This is a genomic window from Prosthecobacter sp. (assembly GCF_044227185.1).
GTDB lineage: Bacteria > Verrucomicrobiota > Verrucomicrobiia > Verrucomicrobiales > Verrucomicrobiaceae > Prosthecobacter.
On sequence record NZ_JBGAFO010000010.1, the window covers coordinates 209003 to 227606 of the forward strand.

18 protein-coding genes are annotated in these 18604 nt (G+C 62.0%); 12 read left to right on the plus strand and 6 right to left on the minus strand.

What is annotated here, in order from left to right:
* Position 1: 1 nt before the first annotated feature.
* Positions 2 to 730: an N-acetylmuramoyl-L-alanine amidase family protein gene (locus tag ACILSQ_RS22585; RefSeq protein ID WP_395745935.1), complete on the minus strand. Its 729-nt coding sequence runs from the start codon at positions 728 to 730 to the stop codon at positions 2 to 4.
* Between the two features lie 205 nt (positions 731 to 935).
* On the opposite strand from ACILSQ_RS22585, the gene ACILSQ_RS22590 reads away from it, so the two are divergent.
* The 9 genes from ACILSQ_RS22590 to argA all read left to right on the plus strand — a co-directional run bounded on the left by ACILSQ_RS22590 (position 936) and on the right by argA (position 12188).
* Positions 936 to 2339: an MFS transporter gene (locus ACILSQ_RS22590; RefSeq protein WP_395745936.1), complete on the plus strand. Its 1404-nt coding sequence runs from the start codon at positions 936 to 938 to the stop codon at positions 2337 to 2339.
* Between the two features lie 7 nt (positions 2340 to 2346).
* The gene (locus ACILSQ_RS22595) at positions 2347 to 2631 is read left to right on the plus strand and encodes a hypothetical protein (RefSeq protein ID WP_395745937.1); all 285 of its coding nucleotides are present in this window, start codon (positions 2347 to 2349) and stop codon (positions 2629 to 2631) included.
* 70 nt (positions 2632 to 2701) lie between these two features.
* Positions 2702 to 3904, plus strand: coding sequence for an MFS transporter (locus ACILSQ_RS22600; protein WP_395745938.1), 1203 nt, complete (start codon positions 2702 to 2704; stop codon positions 3902 to 3904).
* Positions 3905 to 4030: 126 nt separating this feature from the next.
* On the plus strand, positions 4031 to 6181 hold the full coding sequence (locus tag ACILSQ_RS22605; protein WP_395745939.1) for a TonB-dependent siderophore receptor: 2151 nt from the start codon (positions 4031 to 4033) through the stop codon (positions 6179 to 6181).
* Positions 6182 to 6209: 28 nt separating this feature from the next.
* Entirely contained in the window at positions 6210 to 7127 is a 918-nt protein-coding gene (locus ACILSQ_RS22610; protein ID WP_395745940.1) for a Kelch repeat-containing protein, read from the plus strand.
* Between the two features lie 5 nt (positions 7128 to 7132).
* On the plus strand, positions 7133 to 8917 hold the full coding sequence (locus tag ACILSQ_RS22615) for an ABC transporter substrate-binding protein (RefSeq protein WP_395745941.1): 1785 nt from the start codon (positions 7133 to 7135) through the stop codon (positions 8915 to 8917).
* Positions 8914 to 9882 carry an ABC transporter permease gene (locus tag ACILSQ_RS22620; protein ID WP_395745942.1) on the plus strand — a complete coding sequence of 323 codons (969 nt, stop codon included), beginning with the start codon at positions 8914 to 8916 and terminating at the stop codon, positions 9880 to 9882. Before ACILSQ_RS22615 ends, ACILSQ_RS22620 begins: the two co-directional genes overlap by 4 nt.
* On the plus strand, positions 9879 to 10799 hold the full coding sequence (locus ACILSQ_RS22625; protein WP_395745943.1) for an ABC transporter permease: 921 nt from the start codon (positions 9879 to 9881) through the stop codon (positions 10797 to 10799). Before ACILSQ_RS22620 ends, ACILSQ_RS22625 begins: the two co-directional genes overlap by 4 nt.
* Positions 10800 to 10874: 75 nt before the next feature.
* A complete protein-coding gene (argA, locus tag ACILSQ_RS22630) occupies positions 10875 to 12188 on the plus strand; it encodes an amino-acid N-acetyltransferase (protein WP_395745944.1) in 1314 nt (437 codons plus the stop codon).
* Here the strand turns inward: argA and ACILSQ_RS22635 are convergent.
* The 5 genes from ACILSQ_RS22635 to ACILSQ_RS22655 all read right to left on the minus strand — a co-directional run bounded on the left by ACILSQ_RS22635 (position 12172) and on the right by ACILSQ_RS22655 (position 16013).
* Positions 12172 to 12777, minus strand: a complete 606-nt coding sequence (locus ACILSQ_RS22635; RefSeq protein ID WP_395745945.1) for a hypothetical protein — start codon at positions 12775 to 12777, stop codon at positions 12172 to 12174. The genes argA and ACILSQ_RS22635 overlap by 17 nt on opposite strands.
* A 42-nt stretch (positions 12778 to 12819) precedes the next feature.
* Positions 12820 to 14190: a threonine synthase gene (gene thrC / locus ACILSQ_RS22640; protein ID WP_395745946.1), complete on the minus strand. Its 1371-nt coding sequence runs from the start codon at positions 14188 to 14190 to the stop codon at positions 12820 to 12822.
* 72 nt (positions 14191 to 14262) lie between these two features.
* Positions 14263 to 14565: a hypothetical protein gene (locus tag ACILSQ_RS22645; RefSeq protein WP_395745947.1), complete on the minus strand. Its 303-nt coding sequence runs from the start codon at positions 14563 to 14565 to the stop codon at positions 14263 to 14265.
* A gap of 157 nt (positions 14566 to 14722) precedes the next feature.
* A complete protein-coding gene (locus ACILSQ_RS22650; RefSeq protein ID WP_395745948.1) occupies positions 14723 to 14989 on the minus strand; it encodes a UPF0175 family protein in 267 nt (88 codons plus the stop codon).
* A gap of 73 nt (positions 14990 to 15062) precedes the next feature.
* Positions 15063 to 16013, minus strand: coding sequence for an efflux RND transporter periplasmic adaptor subunit (locus ACILSQ_RS22655; RefSeq protein ID WP_395745949.1), 951 nt, complete (start codon positions 16011 to 16013; stop codon positions 15063 to 15065).
* A gap of 97 nt (positions 16014 to 16110) precedes the next feature.
* Between ACILSQ_RS22655 and ACILSQ_RS22660 the strand changes: the two genes are divergently transcribed.
* Genes ACILSQ_RS22660 through ACILSQ_RS22670 form a run of 3 tightly spaced genes read left to right on the plus strand, consistent with a single transcriptional unit; the run spans position 16111 to position 18595 of the window.
* On the plus strand, positions 16111 to 16665 hold the full coding sequence (locus tag ACILSQ_RS22660; RefSeq protein WP_395745950.1) for an ion channel: 555 nt from the start codon (positions 16111 to 16113) through the stop codon (positions 16663 to 16665).
* Positions 16666 to 16708: 43 nt separating this feature from the next.
* Positions 16709 to 16921: a hypothetical protein gene (locus tag ACILSQ_RS22665; RefSeq protein WP_395745951.1), complete on the plus strand. Its 213-nt coding sequence runs from the start codon at positions 16709 to 16711 to the stop codon at positions 16919 to 16921.
* Positions 16922 to 16966: 45 nt separating this feature from the next.
* Positions 16967 to 18595, plus strand: coding sequence for a sialate O-acetylesterase (locus tag ACILSQ_RS22670; RefSeq protein WP_395745952.1), 1629 nt, complete (start codon positions 16967 to 16969; stop codon positions 18593 to 18595).
* Positions 18596 to 18604 lie beyond the last annotated feature (9 nt).

An 18604-nucleotide genomic window follows, 5' to 3' on the forward strand; every position in this document is an offset into this window, starting at 1 on the left:
ATCACCCCAGCGGCGTGGCTGGTCCTGGCAGCATGCGGTTGTAATGAAACTGCACGCGGCCCTGAAACCAGCGCCAGGTCTGGCCGGGCCGGCCATGCTCCAGCAGAAAATGCGGGCAGTCCTTGTGCAGGGGGCTGACGCCAACACGCGGCCAGTGATAATGCGGCACCACATGATCCAGGGGAATATCATACGCACGCATCAGATACGCCGCGAGCCGCGCGGTACGATCAATCGTGAGAGCGAGGTCGTTGCCCTGGTGCTCGCACATTTCAATGCCGATGCTGTAGTTGTTGCCCGGACCGTCGAAGTCGGCGTGCTCCCCCTGCTCGCGGCAGGGCAGGTGCTGGATGGCCACGTCATCCTGCACGGTGAAGTGCCAGGTGAGAAAGCCGATGCGGTTTCCTCCCCGCCGCTTCGGCGCGCGCAGGGCGCCCCGCTTCAGCGCCAGGGCGTGCTGGTAGGCGTTTCCGGTGTAGTTCTGCGTGCTGTGAATGGTGATGTAGCGCGGGTGCATGGGCCGGTAGTAGCGGCGGCCCACCGTGCCGGCGGGAATGATGTCGAGCTTGATGTGCGCCTCGGCCAGGAGCTGGTCCGGCGTCACCGGCCCGAGGGCGGCATCATGATACCGTGACTCCCAGCGCGCCACGCGTGAGCCGTCATAGGTGGCGCAGGCCACGACGATGCAGGCAAGGATCACTGGTAGGAGAAGTGCGGCGTTTCTGCGCATGCGATTGTTTAAAGGCCAATGGTCAAAATTCAATGCGCTTGTTCAGGCATCTTCATGCACAACGTACCTGCCTGATACTCCGGCCTCATTAAAGTTCCGCGCCATGGCTGAGATAGATGAAAGAACCGTCATCCCTGCTGCGGCATGATTCCTGTGATTTCGGGATTGTCATCCTCGTCCACGTCATTCAACATCCGCGCTTCTCATGAGCACCCCTGCCACTGCCACCTACAATCCCGACCTCCCCTGGTACAAGCAGCTTTCCGCCTACCACTGGTTTGTTTTCTTTGTCGCATCCGCTGCCTGGTGCTTTGACTGCCTGGATCAGCAGCTCTTCATCCTGGCGCGTGACAATGCGGTCAAAGCCCTCGCTCCCACCATGACAGCCCTGGAGCAGGGCAAGATGAGCGGCTGGGCCATGAGTGTGTTCGTCGCAGGCTGGGCCACCGGCGGTCTGTTTTTCGGCGCCATTGGCGACCGCATCGGCCGTGCCAAGACGCTGGCGCTGACAGTGCTCATCTACTCACTGTTCACCGGTCTGTCCTCGTTCGCGACTGACATGACCCAGTTCATGGTTTATCGTGCGCTCACCGGTCTGGGTGTGGGCGGGGTGTTTGGCCTGGCGGTCGCTCTGGTGGCGGATGCGCTTCCGGAGTTTGCCCGGCCAAAGGCGCTGGGCCTGCTGCAGGCGCTCTCCGCCGTGGGCAATGTGACCGCCGGTCTGTGCGCGATGGCGCTGGCCGGCACCGATCCCATGGTCTCATGGAAATATCTCTTCTGGATTGGCTCCGTTCCCGCCTTCCTCTGCATCTTCATCATGCTGCGTTTGAAGGAGCCGGAAAAGTGGGTCGCCGCCAAGGCTGCCAGCAAGGAAGTCGGTGGCAAGGCCATGGGCTCCTACATGAGCCTGTTTGGCGAGAAGCGCTGGCGCAGCTCCGCGCTGCTGGGCATGCTGCTCTGCGTGGCCGCCGTGGTCGGACTCTGGGGTGTCGGCTTCTTCAGCAACAAGCTGGTGGCTCCGGCCATCGCGAATGCCCTGGCCGCTGAAAAGCTCAGCCCTGAGGAGATCGCCAAAGGCAAGCAATGGTGGGCGGCAGCGAACCTCATCGTGATGAACCTCGGCGCCTTCTGCGGCATGACCGCCTTCAGCAAGGGGGCGCACCGCTTCGGCCGCAAGCCGGTCTTCGCCACCGCCTTCATCGCCGCCTTTGTCTCCACCATCTACTTCTACCAGAACTTCAACACGCGTGACGACATCTGGATGAGCTTCGTCATGGGCTTCTGCCAGCTCGCCCTGTTTGCCGGATTTGCCATTTATCTGCCAGAGCTCTTCCCCACGCGCCTGCGCAGCACCGGGGTGAGCTTCTGCTACAACGTCGGCCGTTTCATCGCCGCCAGCGGGCCGCTGACGCTGGGACAATTGCAGGCCAGTCTGGGCGCCAAGGCCGTCGCCGCCCTGCCTGCGGGTGCCACGGACGCTGCCAAGGCCGCCGCCGAACTCGTGGCCTTCCGCAATGCCGCCTGCTACCTCAGCGGCGTGTTTCTCCTGGGCCTGGTGGCATTGATGTTCCTGCCGGAAACCAAGGGCCGCCCAATGCCGGAAGACTGATCCTGCCATGACCGCCGCCGAACTCAAAACCGCCACGCAGGCCGCCGCGGAGGCCGTCTCGCCGGAAGCACTCGCCCTCTGGCATGCAAAGCAGGGCCATTGGGATGCCGCGCACAACATCGCCCAGGACATCCATACCAAGATGGGTTCGTGGATTCATGCGCTGCTCCATGTGATCGAAGGCGACCAGTGGAACGCGGACTACTGGTTTTCCAAAGCCGGCAGGCCCTCGCACGGGCCGAAGGAGATCGACAAACTTTGGGACGAAATCGCCGGTGTTGTGCTGACCTGACGCGAATTTTCCGCCGCGATTGACAATCTGCCGGTTGCCAAACTGCGGATGCAGAATGCATGAATGACAGGTGAATCGTGATCTCATCATTCTTTTTCTCTCGCGCGCCACGCGGCTGCATGCCTTTGGAATGACCTCGGTCATCCTCGCCCTGCATCTGGCGCGGCGCGGACTGAGCGCCGCGGATGTGGGGCTGCTTTTCACTCTCGCTCTGCTCACCGATGCGACGCTGACCCTGGCGCTGTCCACACGCGCAGACGCCTGGGGCAGGCGCCGCACCCTGGTGCTGAGCGGCTTCCTTATGGCGCTGGCCGGCGTGATGCTGGTGGTGGGCGAGTCCTGGTGGGTGGTCTTTGCGGGCATCACCATTGGCGTGATCAGCCCTGGAGGAAATGAAGTGGGACCGTTTCTCGCCATCGAACAGGCCTGTCTGGCGCAAAGGTCCACAGCCCAGCGACGCACCAAACTGGTCGCCTGGTACAATGTCACGGGATTTGCGGCGACTGCCGTTGGGGCATTGAGTGCGGGAGCATGGCTGGAAGCTGCCGGCAGCAAGGAAGGCGCCAGCCTCGTGTTGTGGGCCTATGCAGCAAGCGGAGGGGCCGTGATGATGCAGGCGATGCTGCTGACGCAAGAGGTGGAAACAGCGCCGGAAAAGAACGCCCCGAGGGCAAAGCCGCACTGGACGGGACTGAAGGATTCGCGCTCCAAAGTGGCGCGTCTTGGCGGCTTGTTTGCCCTGGATTCTTTTGCCGGAGGCTTTATTCCGCAGAGCCTGCTGGCCTACTGGTTTGCCAGCCGCTGGTCGCTTACGGAATGGGAGCTGGGGCAGGTGTTCTTCGCCACGAGCCTGCTCTCAGGCGTTTCGGGGCTCGTGGCAGCGCCGCTGTCCCAAAAGATCGGCATGGTCAACACCATGGTCTTCACGCATCTGCCCTCCAATGTGCTGCTGATGCTGGTTCCGGTGATGCCCTCGGCGGGTCTGGCCGTTGGTTGCCTCCTGCTGCGTCACTGCCTGTCGCAGATGGACGTTCCGGTCAGACAATCCTATGTGATGAGTCTTGTGAGGCCGGATGAACGTTCCGCAGCCAATGGCATCATTGCCACGGTGCGCTCATTGAGTGCCGCGCTTTCACCCATGCTCGCCGGCAGCCTGCTTTCACCATCGGCATGGCTTTCGGGTCCTTTGTTGATCGCCGGCGGGTTGAAGAGCCTGTATGATGTACTGCTTTTCAGGGCCTTTGGCTCGATCCGCCCAGAGGAGGAGCGTTGATGATGAATCATTTCTGTCCGAAACGGCCAGACCGAGATCAATAAATATCCAGAGTGTATTTCCGATCACTCGGAGCCTCGGGAGCAGGTTGTCAAAATAAGCCGGATGCCTATAACGGCCGCGCTTATGCGCTTTCGACTCCGATCTCTGACCTGCCTGCTGCTTCTTTCCTGTGCGCAGCTTTTCGCAGCCACTCCGGAAAAAGAGAAAGCCACGAAGCCTGTCTCCGAAAGAACGAAGAAAAAGGAGAGCACCCAGTTGCCACCGGTCGTCGTCGAGGCTGCAGCAACCCGCAGTTACGTGGTGAAAGAGGCCCCGGGCGTGGCGCGGTCTGGCACCAAGGCATTCGACCTGCCCTTTTCCGTCCAAATGGTGCCCTCCCAAGTGATGCAGGACCAGGGAGATATTCAGGCGCAGGACGCGCTGCGCAACGTCAGCGGTTTCCATCAGAACAAGGGCGCCTCGTTTAACAGCGCCAACGACGGCGGCGTCCTCCGCGGTTTTCAGACCACGCAGATGTATTACAACGGCTTTCTGGTGGAAGGCATGTCCTCCGTCAACCTGCCCCAGTTGGAGCGGCTTGAGATTCTCAAGGGGCCGGCGTCGATGGAGTTTGGCGTGGTGCAGCCCGGCGGCCTTGTCAACATGGTGACGCGGCGCCCTTCGGCGGAGAGCCACACCCTGGTTGAGCAGTCATTCGGCAGCTATGAGAGCTATCGGGGGCATGTGGACAGCACCGGGGCTTTGAATTCGGACAAGACGCTGCTCTACCGCGTCAACGGCGGCTACCTCGATCAAAACTCGTTCCGTGAATATGTCTTCGAGAAGCGTTACTGGCTGGCGCCCACCATCACCTGGAGACCTTCGAGCAAGTTCTCGCTCACGCTCGACACCTCCTTCATGAAGAAGGAGAAGATGCTGGACGAAGGGGTGGCTTTCAGCGCCGCGGGCCAGCCCGTCGGCCCGATCAGCAGATTTCTCGGCGAACCGAACCTCCCGGGCCAGACTCAGCGCGACGCCTTTGCCGGACTGACGGCGGAATGGCGGCCTTCTGACAACCTCACGTTCCGCAGCTCGTTCATGTACCACCACTGGGACATCGACATGAATGCGGTGCGCCGCTCCGCCAACACCTCGCTGGCCGGCACGGTGGCGCGTCTGTACGACAACTCCGACTTCTCGGAGAACTCCTGGCAGTGGATGAACATGGGCATCGTGAAGTTCGATCTCGGCCCCACGCGTCACAAGCTGATGGCTGGCTATGACTACCGGGACCGCAAGCAGACCATCCGGCTCAACCGCGCCAACTACACCGCCGTGAACATCGTCAGCCCGGTCTATGGAGGGACGCTGCCGGCGACTTCGGACCTCAACTGGCAGGATGCGCGGCGCATCTGGTCGGGTGTTTACCTTCAGGATGAAATTTCCATGTTCAGCAAAGATCGGCTGAAGCTGCTGGTGGGCGGCAGGATGGACTATGTGCACAGCATCGACTACAGCCGCACCGGCACCCCGCAGACGCTCCAGCGCATTGACCGTGCCTACACGGGGAGGGCCGGGCTGCTCTATCAGCCTGTGCATGCGCTGGGCATCTACAGCAGTGTCAGCTCATCCTTCATTCCGAGCTCCACCTCCAGCCGCAACGTCAGCGGCGGTCTGCTGGATCCGGAGACCGGCATGCAGTATGAAGCCGGCCTCAAATGGCGCTCGCCAGCCGAGCGGGTGATGGCAACCATGGCCGTGTATCACCTCACCCGCGACAATGTCGCGATTGCTGATCCAGCGAATCCCGGCTTCTCCATCAACGGCGGTGTGCTGCGAAGCAGGGGTGTCGAATTTGATGTGTCCGGCCAGCTCACCAGCACTTTGCAGGTCATCGGCAACTACACCTACACTGAAACGCGCGTGATCAGGTCGGACACACTGCCTGTGGGGGCGCGGTTCATGAACGTACCCCGCAACAGCGGCAGCCTCTGGTTCAAGTACACGCACCAGGACGGCTGGCTGCGAGGCTTTGGAGTCGGCTTCGGCATTTTTGCCGCGAGCAACAAATCAGGCGACAACAACGACACCTTCAAACTGCCGGGATACACTCGTTTCGATGCGGCGCTGTTTTACCGCAAGGACTTTACCAGCGGACCGTTGAGCGCCGTGTATGCGAGGGTGAACTTCATGAATCTTTTTGACCGGAAATACTACGAGTCCTCCTTTGGCAACTCGCGTGCGTTTCCAGGCCAGCCGTTCACCGTTTACGCCACGCTCGGCTTTGAATTCTGATTTCATTCAACCACCCACCCACACGCTCATGAAAGTCGCAAACTACCCAGCATGGTCCGAAGCCGCCCCGCTCCCCACTCTCCGCGGAGGTTGCGCCGGCGCAGTGATTGACGAAAGACTGTATGTCCTCGGCGGCGGGCTTTCCGCCAAACGCCCCGTGGCCCACGTGGAGTCCTACGATCCTGCGACCAACCTGTGGCAGAAGCACCGCCCCATGCCGCAGCCGCGCAACAACGTTGTCGCCGCAGTGCTCGGCGGAAAAATCTATGCAGTCGCGGGCCTCGTGGCGCCTGCTGACAGCACCGAAGAGCAGCCGCTGGAGAACCTGCCGTCAGACCGCGTCGAAGTGTATGACACCCAGACAGACACCTGGGCAAGCTGTGCACCGCTGCCTGAAGCGCGTGTCAAACCGGGGCTTTGCGCGGTGAACGGACGCCTTTACGCCCTGGGCGGCCGCCACGGTGATGTGAACACCACATCCATCGTCTCTTACGATCCAGCGGCGGATGTCTGGACGAAGGTGGCCGACCTGCCTCTGGGAGTACGGCACGCGCCTGCCGCGCAAGCGGACGGCATGATTTATCTCACCGGCGGCTGGTCTCCGAACGGTGACAAGGGAGACATCCATGCCACGGTCTGGCGTTTTGATCCGGCTTCCAACGAGGTGACCGAGGTGGCAGCCATGCCGGAGCCGCGGGTGGCACACAGCCTGGTGGAAGTGGACGGGCAACTGCTCGCCCTTGGCGGTGTGACCGCGGACAAAAGCTTCCTGAAATCCGTCAGCCTGTATGATCCGACTATCGACCGCTGGACCACGCTGGACTTTGAGATGGACCCGCGCGGCATCTTTGCCGCAGGCCTCATCGGCAGGCAGGTCCATGTCGCCGGCGGCTGGATCAAGCTGTACAAAGAGCCGCACACTGCGGTGCAGACGCATGCGCTGTGACTAGCATGCGTCAGGCGCTGTCGAGGCTCGTCCAGTACGCGGCGATTGCCGTCGTGCTGGGCGGCTGCGGACGCGAGGAAGAAGTCTCTCCCGGGTCCGAGCATGTCGTGCTGCGGGAAAAGGTGGCCGGTGTCGATCCCATCCACATCGGCGGCCTGGCTTCGGGCATGGCCGCCGTGGCTTCAAACATCTATGAGCCGCTGTTTCAATATCACTACTTGAAGCGGCCGTATGCACTCGTGCCCTGCCTCGCCGCAGAGATGCCTCAATGGAGCGCCGACGGGCTGACGTGCCGCATCCGCCTGCGTGAAGATGCCAGGTTCCAGGACGATGCCTGCTTTCCAGGAGGCCATGGACGCGCCCTCGCGGCGGAGGATGTCATCTTCTCCTGGAAGCGAATTGCCGACCCCCGCAATGCCACCGCTTTTTGGGCGCATTTCGAACACCGGATTGCGGGGCTGGATGCGTACCGCCGTGCGCTGCGTGAGGGCCAGCCAGAACCGGCGGTGCCGGGCCTGCAGGCCGTGGACAATCACACGCTGGAGATACGCCTCACGCGCCCCTGGCCGCAGTTCGTCCACATTCTGGCACATCCGGCCGCCTCCGTGGTGCCTGCCGAGGCACTGCGCACCTACGGCGCGGATTTCCTGCGGCATCCTGTGGGCACCGGCCCTTTTCGTCTGCACTCATGGCTGCCGGGAACAGGGGTGGTGCTCAAAAAATCACCGTCTTTCCGCCTGGAACACTATCCCTCCGAAGGCACGCCGGAGGATGTTGCCTCCGGGTTGCTCGCAAATGCGGGTGCGCGCCTGCCTCAGGTGGATGAAGTGCATTTTCATGTGATTCAATCCTCCGAACCTGCATGGCTGCTTTTTTTGCAGGGCCGGATTGATCACCTGGGCGTGCCGACAGATCATTTTTCAGACGTTCTCGACACTCACTGGCAGCTCAGGCCCGCGTGGAGCCAAAAAGGGCTCTGTGTGGATGTCTTTCCCTCCATGTTCCTGCGCTGGGTCGGCTTCAACATGGCCGATCCCGTGATCGCGAAGAACCTGCCGCTGCGCCGGGCCATCAGCCTGGCCATGAACCGGCAGGAGTTCAATGAACTCTTCCTCGGCGGACGCTGCGGCCTGCCGGGCTCGCTGCTGCCACCGGGCATGAAAGAACACCGGCCAGAACTTCGTGACCCGTGGATGACGTTTGATCTGGCGCGCGCGCAGGCCCAGCGTATCGAGGCCGAAAAGGTGCATGGAGGGCCCATCCCCCCTCTGACCCTGCGCATGGGCGGCACCTCTCCCCTGGTGCGTCAGATCGGGCAGTTGATCACCCGCTGGCTGGCTGATGCGGGGCTGGTCCTGCACGTGGATCACGTCGAAGAACGCTCTCTGGCGGCCACCATGGACGAACGCCCGGCGTCCATGTTCTTTGGTGACGGCTACGGCATGGTGCATCCTGACCCGACGGATCTTTTCCGCCGTTTTGCCAGCCATGGCAGTGACACGGCAGAGAACCGCTTTCGCTACCAAAACCCGCGCTTCGACGAGTGGTACGACAAACTGAGCGCCATGCCAGACTCACCGGAACGCATCAAGCTCTGTCAGCAAATGGAGGATCTCCTGCTGCAGGATCTGCCCTGCATCGGTTTTCTTTCCTACAACTGGGTTTCTGTGCGCCATGACTGGCTCACCAGTTTCAAGCCTCATGCCTTTTCGGGCCCTGCCGGCCTCATCAAATATCACCACATCAATGGACAACGCCGGACACAGTGGCAGCAGCAACCACCGCCATGAAGCGCTTCGTTATCCGGCGTCTGCTGGCGGGCGCGCCCGTGTTGCTGGGGGTGCTGCTGCTGACCTTTGCCTTGTCCCGCGTGCTCCCGGACGATTTCGCCGCACGGCTGGGCGGCGAGCACGCATCCGCCGAAATGCTGGCGGATCTCCGCTGGGCTCATGGGCTGGACAAGCCTCTCTTTGTGGCATGGGACCGGCTGTTCTCAGGAAACCTTGCGGCGGCTTTTGATTCGCAGTTCTTCGCGCATTGCCGGCGGCTTTTCACCTTCGATTTCGGACGCTCATGGTCCGCACTCAGACCTGTGTCTGACATGCTGCGGGAGGGGCTGGGCCCGTCGCTGGCCATCACCGTGCCCGTCATGCTGGGCTCTGCTGCGGCCTCCCTGGCGCTGGGAATACTGGCCGTCTTTCTGTGGCGCTCGTCCTGGAACCGCTGGCTGCTGGGCGCATGCACTCTGAACATGAGCATCCCAGGAGTGGCGCTGATTCTCGCGGCCCAATATTTTGTGGCCTTTGAATGGGGATGGGCCCCCGTGCACGGGTGGGCCGGGGGGCGCGGGCTTGTCCTGCCGGTGCTGCTCGGGATCGTGATCGGGCTTGGAGCGGATGTGCGTTTCTGCCGTGCCGTGCTGCTCAAGGAAATGCGTGAGGACTTCATGCGTACAGCTCTTGCAAAGGGGGCCGGCGGCTGGCGTCTATGCGCCGTGCATGCGCTGCGTCCGGCGCTGGGCCCGCTGCTGGCGCGCTGGCTGCCGCGGCTGCCCTTTCTGCTGACGGGAGCCTTGTTTCTGGAGCGCATCTTCGGCATCCCCGGCCTCGGCGGCATGATGGCGGATGCCATCGCAGCGCGCGATTTCCCAGTCATCAATGTCATGACCTTCCTCGCCGCCGTGCTGCACCTTTTCGGCCAGGCCTTGGCGGATGTTCTCTCCGCGTGGATGGATCCGCGAATCCAGATCTCATGAGTGTGGAGTCTCCCAGAGAAGCAGTCACCACCGTGCCCGGCATGAGCCGGATGCGGCAGGTGTTCCACCCATGCGGCTGGCCGGGAGTCATGCTGCTGGTGGTGCTGGCTTATTTCATGGCCGCGATGCTTGGAGGCCTCGGCTGGCCGCATGATGACTGGACGCAGCGTGTGGGACCCTCATTTGCTCCGCCTTCATGGGAGCACTGGTTTGGCACCGATCGCCTGGGCCGTTCGGTGGCCATGAAAACATGGCTGGGCGCGCGCCTGTCAGTCATCATTTCCTGTGGCGGCGCCGCGCTGGCTGTGGGAGCCGGCGTGCTGCTCGGTATGCTCGCCGGATGGCGGCGCGGCTGGGTGGATGCGTTGGTGATATGGCTTTGTACCACGCTGAGCACCGTCCCGCGGCTGATGCTGCTGCTCGCGCTGGCCCTGCTGCTCAGGGAGCAGACGCTTTTCGGCGTGTCTCTGTACGGCGCGCCTTCCATGCTGCTGGCGCTGGGGCTCACCGGCTGGGTCGGCACCTGCCAGGTGGTGCGCGCGGAAATGATCAAGCTGGGAGCGCTGAATTTCGTCACCGCGGCCAGGGTGCTTGGTGCCAGCGGCTTCGACATCGCACGCCGGCATGCGCTGCCGCATCTCACTCATCTGATCTTGGTGGAGTTCGGCCTGCGGGTGGCCGGCTTCATCGGCGCGGAAGTCTCCTTGAGTTTCCTTGGGCTCGGGCCGGCGGATCAGCCTTCCTGGGGCACCATGCTGGAGGAAGCCCGGCTGGAAATCCCCCAGCAGGTCTGGTGGCAGATGAGTGCCGCCTTCGCCGCCGTTTTTCTCTTTTCCCTCGCCATGCATGAGGTCAGTGATGCTCTGCGGGATGCCCTTGATCCCCGCACCGGGGCGGAAGCACGGCCGGAACGGTGACCACGCTGCTTTCGAGAGGAACTGACAAACTTTGGATGAGATCGGTGGAAGTGTGCTATTTTGCCGGCCCCAACAGTGAACACCGACCCCGCCAAACCCCAGCAACGCTTTGAAGACCTGCGCGGCATTCTGCGCTACGTGCCGCAGTTCCGGCAGCGCATCTTCGTGATCGCCTTTGACGGTGCGCTGATGACTCAGCCTGGCTTTGCCAGCCTGCTGCAGGACGTGGCGGTGCTGCAGTCGCTGAACATCGAGGTGGTGCTCGTCTTTGGCGCGCGTGCGCAGGTGCGTACTCTCGCGGAGAAACGCGGCGTCAGCCTCATCAATGACGACGGCATGGGGCGGACCGACGCTGCGGGCATCGAGATCGCCGCGGACGCCATCATGCGGCAGTGCAGTGACCTGATGGCCGACCTCACCGCCCTGGAGATGCCGGTGGCCATTTCCAACGCCCTCGCCGTGCACCCCGCCGGCGTGATCGACGGCATTGATCTCGAATTCACCGGCCGCATTGAGCGCGTGGATGAGGAATCCCTGCGCGCGCTTCTCAAGGCCGACATCATCCCCATTCTGCCGCCGCTGGGTTATGACGGCAGGGGCACCACACTCCGGTTGAATTCCGACGCCGTGGCCGTGGAGGTCGCCATCGCCCTTCAGGCGGCGAAGGTCATCTTTGTGGCTGAATCCGGCATCACCAGCGCTGACGGCACCCGCCTGGAGCAGCTCTCGGTGGGGGAGGCCAGGGAGATGCACAAACGGAAGGACTCGAAGCATGACGTAAGCATGCTCTCCAAGCTGCGCTACGCCGCGCTGGCCTGCCAGGAGGGCGTGCCGCGTGTGCACATTGTCGATGGCACGCAGGATGAAGCCCTGCTGGCCGAACTCTTCTCCAATGAAGGGGTCGGCACCATGATCCATGCGGATGACTACCAGCAGATCCGCAAGGCCCGCGCCTCTGACGTGCCCGCCCTGCTCTCCATGATGCAGCAGAGCGTGGACGATGCCGCGCTGGTGCCGCGCACCCGCGACCAGATCCAGTCCAAGATCAAAGACTTCTTCGTGCTGGAGCTCGATGGCAATCCCATCGGCTCCGTGGCCGTGCATGCCTACGAGGAGGATGGCCGGAAGATCGCCGAGCTGGCCTGCCTCTTTGTGCGGCGCTCGCATAAAAACAAGAACCATGGGCGCAAGCTGGTGGCCTTTGCGGAGGATCAGGCCCGCCAGCGGGGCTGTGAGGTCATCGTGGCCCTCAGCACCCAGGCCTTCCGCTTCTTCGAGGAAAAAATGGGCTACACCGTGACCGATCCTGACGCGCTGCCGCTGAGCCGCCGTGAAAAGTACGACAAGAGCGGACGAAACTCAAAGGTGCTGGTCAAGGCGTTGAAATAGCGGTTCCATCCGCCTTGATGCGCGGCACCTTGGAATAGGTCAGCGCGGCCTCGGCGATGGCGATGGCCTTGTCCTGCAGCTTTTCGCCGATGTAGCGCTGCTGAAAGGTCACGCGGCATTTGTGGCCGTCCTTGGCAAAGGCCACCCAGAAATCCGTGGATTTGATGCGTTCCGCGGCGCTCGTCGCATCGGTCCAGTCGTAGTGGACAGATCTGGTACGCATCACCTCATGCGCTCCCTTGGGAGTGAGCGTCACCGAATATCCGGCGCTCTCCCAGCCCAGCCAGGTGGCGCCCGCTCCCACCAGCAGCAGCAGGCCGCCAAGGGTGATGAACGGCAGGATCACCTTAAGGCGGCCAAAGAAACCGCCGTTCCCATACTCCAGCGCGAAGAATTTCACCCGGCCATACATGACATTCACCAGCACAATGGCGGCGATGATCAGCAACGGCCCGCCACCGAGCAAAGCATAGGTGTACATGTTCCCGATCATGAGAGTCACACCATTGCCCGCATCGCTGCCCTTCGTCAGGTAAGGGGCAAGATCCAGCGAGCCGGGAATGTCGGTAAAGAAGGACAGCAGGTTCATGGTGAGTCGTTTAAAGATTAAACCAAGCTGCAATGGTGGGCGTCAAGCCTTGGTTCCGTGACTTGTTCGTTGCCGGATGAAATCCTGCACCGTGGCCACATCCGCGGCCATGGGCCAGGTTTGCAGCGGCCTGGACTTCAGCGCTTCGAGCGTGGGATGCGTCGGCTCCGTTCCAGTGGCCCGCTGCACCACTTCAGGAAACTTCGCCGGGCTGGCGGTGGAAAGCACCACGCTGACGCGGTCCTGCGCCATGTCGGTGAAGGCGCAGGCCGTGTGCGGGTCCAGCACATACTGCCAGTCCTTCCACATCTGCGCGATCACCTTTTCAATGGTCTCGTCGTCCATGCGGGTGGAGCGCATGGAGGTCTTGGGCAGCTCGATTTTGAAGGGGGCGCCCGACTTGATCTGCGCCATCACCTCGCGCACGCGCGCCGGGTTTTGATCGAGGATGTAGTAGAGGAAGCGCTCGAAGTTCGACGCCGCCTGAATGTCCATGCTCGGTGCATGGCTGGGGTGCACATCGCTCTGGCTGTACTCGCCGCTGGAGAAAAAGCGGTGCAGGATGTCATTTTGGTTGGTCGCCACCCGGAAGCCGCCCGCTGGCATGCCCATCTGCTGGGCCAGCCATCCGGCCAGCACATTGCCAAAGTTCCCTGTGGGCACCACATACTCCGCGGTGGCACGCGCGCTCTCCGGCAGCTTCAGGCAGGCCCAGATGTAGTACACACACTGCGCCAGCACGCGGGCGATGTTGATGGAGTTCACGGCGGAGAGGTTCACCGAACTGGCAAACGCGGTGTCTCCAAAGGTGTCCTTCACCACGCGCTGGGCGTCGTCGAAGGTGCCGGGCACGGGGATGGCAAAGACGTTGTCAGCCCCGGTGCAGGCCATCTGGCGCTCCTGCAGCGGAGCCACGCGGCCGTTTGGATACAAGATGAAAATGGTGATGCCATCGCGGCCCAGGCAGCCATGAATGGCCGCCGATCCCGTGTCTCCCGAAGTGGCGCCGAGCACCGAGAGGTGCTTCCCGGTGTGCTCCACCTGGCGCTTGTACAGCAGCCCCAGAAGCTGCAGCGCGAAGTCTTTGAAAGCGAGGGTGGGCCCGTGAAAGAGCTCCAGAATGTAGGTCTTCTCGGTGATCTTTTTCAGCGGGGCCACGTCCGGTGAATCGAAGCGGCGGTAGGCCTCGGCCGTGAGCTGATGCCACTCCGCATTCGGAATCTCCGGCGCAAAGAGCGTGAAGAACTCCGCCGCGAGCTGAGGATAGCTCAGCTTTGACCAAGCCGGGAGCTTGTCGGCGATGTTTGGGAGCTTTTCAGGCAGAAACAGCCCGCCATCCGGCGCCAGGCCGGCTTCGACAGCTTCGGAAAATGTATGCGGCCTCGTCTGGCCGCGGGTGGAAAGGTAATGCATGCGAATCTCGGAGGAGACCCATTCTTGCGTGGGATTTGGGGAGACTCAACGGCTATCACACTGTCGGATGGTCTATGCTTCACCTACAGAGCGCAGAAGAATCAGCGCCGTACCGTCTGCAACCCGATAGTGTCCGCGCTCGGCGATGATTTCAAACGCGTCGGCCGCGGATGGAATCAATCCATGGCGTCTGGCCGCGATCACAACCGCAGGAACAGCCAGACAGGTGAGTCCAAGCGCTTCCGCCTGCCGTCGTCCCTTTTTGTCATCCAGCAAAATAGCGGAGACTTGCAGTTCATGAGCCAGCGCGATGGCCTCAGCTTCTCCCAGATCAACAGTCCTGCGTAAATGATCGAGCAATGGGCCAGTGTACATTCACGAACAATGCAGCAATCCGGCAGGACCGGATGAAATTGAAGGAGCTCGTCCGCCACCGCCTCAGGAATTCGTATTTCATCAAACAATCGTGGCAGCATCCAGTCCAGCCCGGACTTGATCAGTGTTGTCAGCGCAGTGGTGTCGCTGACCACAATCATGGCTGCGTCGCCATGTTATTTCCGCCCCAAAGCCCGTCTATTGCGGCCAGATCCTTGGTGGCGTCATCGGCGTCGTAGGACATTGGCAAGCCACGCTTGTTCAGCTCGAACATCATCTCCGGCTTGGATAGTCCCACAGCCTCGCCCGCCTGCCCCAGGGAAAGACGCCCCTGATAGAAGAGGCCGACGACCATGCCAAAGAACAATTCCTGCTCAGTGCAATCCGCTTGTGTAGCAACAGTATCCGGGACTTGCAAAATCATGTGTCAGCTTACGCTTGGATTGCATAAGTTCAACTCCAGGCCGCCTCCTGCTCCTGTTGCACAGCAACAGGGGCTACTTCTTCCGCGCAATAAACACATCCACCTGCTGCCCCACATACAGCGGCTGGTCCTTAGGCTTCTCCAGCTTGTAGATCACCTGCAGCACGCGCGTGTCCACACGCTCCGTGCTGGCGCCGGTGAGGGACACCTTGGGAATGACATAGGGCTCGATGCGGACGAACTGCGCTTTGAACTTTTTCGTGGAGTCGCTCTTCAGCGAGAACGTGGCGTCGAGACCGGAGGCCACTTCCATCGCGTTTTGTTCGTCCACATCCGCCCGCACATGCAGCGTGGAAATGTCCCCCAGCACCAGCGCGGGCTGCTTGTTGGCAGGTGAGGCATACTCGCCGGAACGGATGTTTACCTGCAGGATGGTGCCCGGCTTGGGAGCCTTGACCGTGAGGCGGTCGATGAGCAGTTCCGTCTGCTGCACGTCGGCCTTGGCAGAGATGAGCTGGGCGTCTGCCGCCTGCACCTGCGCCTTCGCCACGAGCACGTCGTTGGTGCGGTTGCGCAGGTCGTCCTGGCTGATGGCGCGCTGGTCGGTGATGGCCGTCATGCGGTCGAGCATGTCCTGCATCTTGCCAAGCTGGGCACGGGTGACGGCGAGGTTTGCCTGGGCGATGGCGATGGCGGCCTGCTGCTTGAGCAGCGAAGCGCGCAGCTCGCGGTCATCCAGTATGAGCAGCGCGTCACCCTCTTTGACGACCTGATTGACCACGACTTTCACCTCTTCCACCAGGCCCGGCACCGGCACGCCAATGGCGACGTTTTCATCCTTGGCCTCCAAAATGCCGGTGGCGGCAATGTCATCCGGCGCATTCTTCAGCGGCGGCGCGACCGGCGGCGGCGGCATGGCCGTCTCCTGGCTGCGGATGCTCTGCAGCACCAGCCCCATGGCGATCACCCCAGCGACGGCGAACAGGTAGGTGGAGTAGCGGATGGCGGTGGAGACGAGGTTCATGGGCGGTCAGGGTAAACGACAAATGCCGGATGGGAATGAGGAATACCGGTCGAAATTACGCTCGACGGGAGGATCGAGAAAGTCTCAAATCAGCGCCATGAAAAAGGAACCGGGCATCGCAGGCCAGATCATCCGCCAGGGCGGTGAGGTGGTGGTTATCATACTGGTGGCGGCGGCATTGCAGGCCCTGTGGGGCGCGCACTGGCTGAGCGCCCGTGCGTTCTGCCTCGTGGTGCTGGCGGCGGCCTTTGCAAAGACCGTGTTCTTTTTCGTGGAGAACCTCCAGCACATCCTCATGGCCACGCAGGACGACATGCCCTACCACCGCGTGCTGGGCCTCATGGGGGTGAACATGGCCCAGATCACGCTGGCCTTTGCTCTGGACTACTGGTGCCTGGAGACGGCGGAGCCGGCCAGTTTCAGCGAGATCGACGCCGCATGGAGCCAGGGTGAGCAGCTCTTTGAGTTCTTCTTTTACAGCGTGCTCAATTTCTCCTTCTTCGGCTTTGGCGACGTGACTCCGAAGACCGTACCCGCCAAGCTGGTCACGATGATGGAGGTGCTGCTGGCCTTTTTCACCGTGATCTTCCTCCTCTCGGACTTTGTCAGCCTCAAGGACTCCCTGCGCGTGCGGAAGCCGGACGGCAAATGATCCGCGTCTTGCGCCTGCGGCCGGGCGCTCTACGCTGGGCGGCATGGACCGACCCGCCGCCATTGCCCAGATCCGCGAAGCCTGCAAAAACATCGCACTGCAATTCATGAAGATTCACCCCGCCGTGCCGGGCCTGGCCGACGAGGAGACGCAGAAGGAATGCTTCCGCAGCGTGCATGAAATGACGGTGCTGCTGGAGACGATCAAAAAGAAGATCGGCCGCCTGGAGCGCACGGATGACAGCACCCTGCTCTGACATTTGGCTTACTTGCCCAACCTTCCGCTCATACGATATTCCCCCATGAAAGCTCTTTTTTTCAGCCTCCTGCTGCTGGCCCCGTGGCTGCATGCCGAGGTCAAACTGCCGGCCATTTTTTCGGATGGCATGGTCCTGCAGCAGGCCCAGCTCGTCCGCATCTGGGGCACCGCTGAGCCCGGAGAAGACGTGAAGGTGACGTTCGGCGATCAATCCCACAGCTCGGTCACGGGCCCCGAAGGAAAGTGGTCGATCCTGCTGAACCCGATGAATGCCAGCGCGCAGCCCGCCGAACTGGTGGTGGCGGGGAAGAACACGATCACGCTGAAAAACGTCCTCATCGGTGAAGTGTGGATCTGCTCCGGCCAGTCCAACATGCAGTGGACCGTGCAGCAGGCCGGCAAGGCCCAGGAGGAGATCGCCGCGGCGAACCATCCGCAGATCCGCATGTTCAATGTGGAGCGCCGGCCGAGCCTGGCGCCTCAGACCGACTGCAAGGGGGAATGGAAAGAGGCCACCGGCGCCAATGTGGGAGAGTTTTCTGCCGTGGGTTATTTCTTTGGCCGCCACCTGCATCAGGTGCTGAAGGTGCCGGTGGGCCTGATCAATACCTCCTGGGGTGGCACGCGCATCGAGGCCTGGACGAGCCGCGAAGCCCTCGAAGAACGCCCCTGCGCTGTGGAAATGCTTGCCGACTGGAAGGACGCCGTGGCCAGATGGGACGGCCCCAGGGAAACGGCGGCCTTTGAGAAACGCAAAGCCGACTGGCAGGAGCAGGTGAAGCAAATCGATGCGGAAAATGCAAAGTTGCCCGCGGACAAAAAGAAACCCAAGCCCCAGGCCCCGCGCCCACCGGATGACCCCACCAAATCCCAGCACCACCCCAGCGTGCTGTTCAATGGCATGGTGGCCCCCCTGGTGCCTTATGCCGTGAAGGGCGCGATCTGGTACCAGGGCGAGTCCAATCAACGCCGCGCCTTCCAATACCAGGAGCTGCTGCCCACCATGATCAATGACTGGCGCAAACAGTGGGTGGATGTTTTTTCATTCTACATCGTGCAACTGGCCAGCTTTGGAAACGGCAGACCCGTGACGAAGGAGGCCGGTGTCCCAGACCCCTGGGCTGAACTGCAGGAGGCGCAGACACTGACGGCGCAGACGCTCGACAAATGCGGCATCGCCATCATCAATGACATCGGCGAGCAAAACGACATCCACCCGAAGAACAAGCAGGAGGTGGGGCGCCGCCTGGCACTCTGGGCGCTGGCCAAAGACTATGGCAAAACCGGCTCCGAGTACTGCGGGCCGCTCTACCTTTCCTCCGTGGTGCAGGGAGACAAAATCCGCATCCAGTTCACCCACACCGGCTCCGGACTGAAGACGCGTGACGGTGGCGAGCCCGCCAGCTTTCAGATCACCGGCGCGGACCAGAAATGGGTGTGGGCCAAGGCCAAGATCGAAGGCAGCGAAGTCGTCGTCTGGAGCGAATCTGTGCCGCAGCCCATCGGCGTGCGCTATGCATGGGCCGCCTGGCCCGAAGGCGCCAACCTCATCAACGCCGAAGGTCTGCCGGCCTCCTGCTTCCGCACGGACGACTTCCTGCCGTCCACGCTGGGTGTGGTGTCTCCTTTCAAGGAGGGGGCTCCCCCAAAACCAGCGCCAGCCAAACCGTGACCGTCTGAG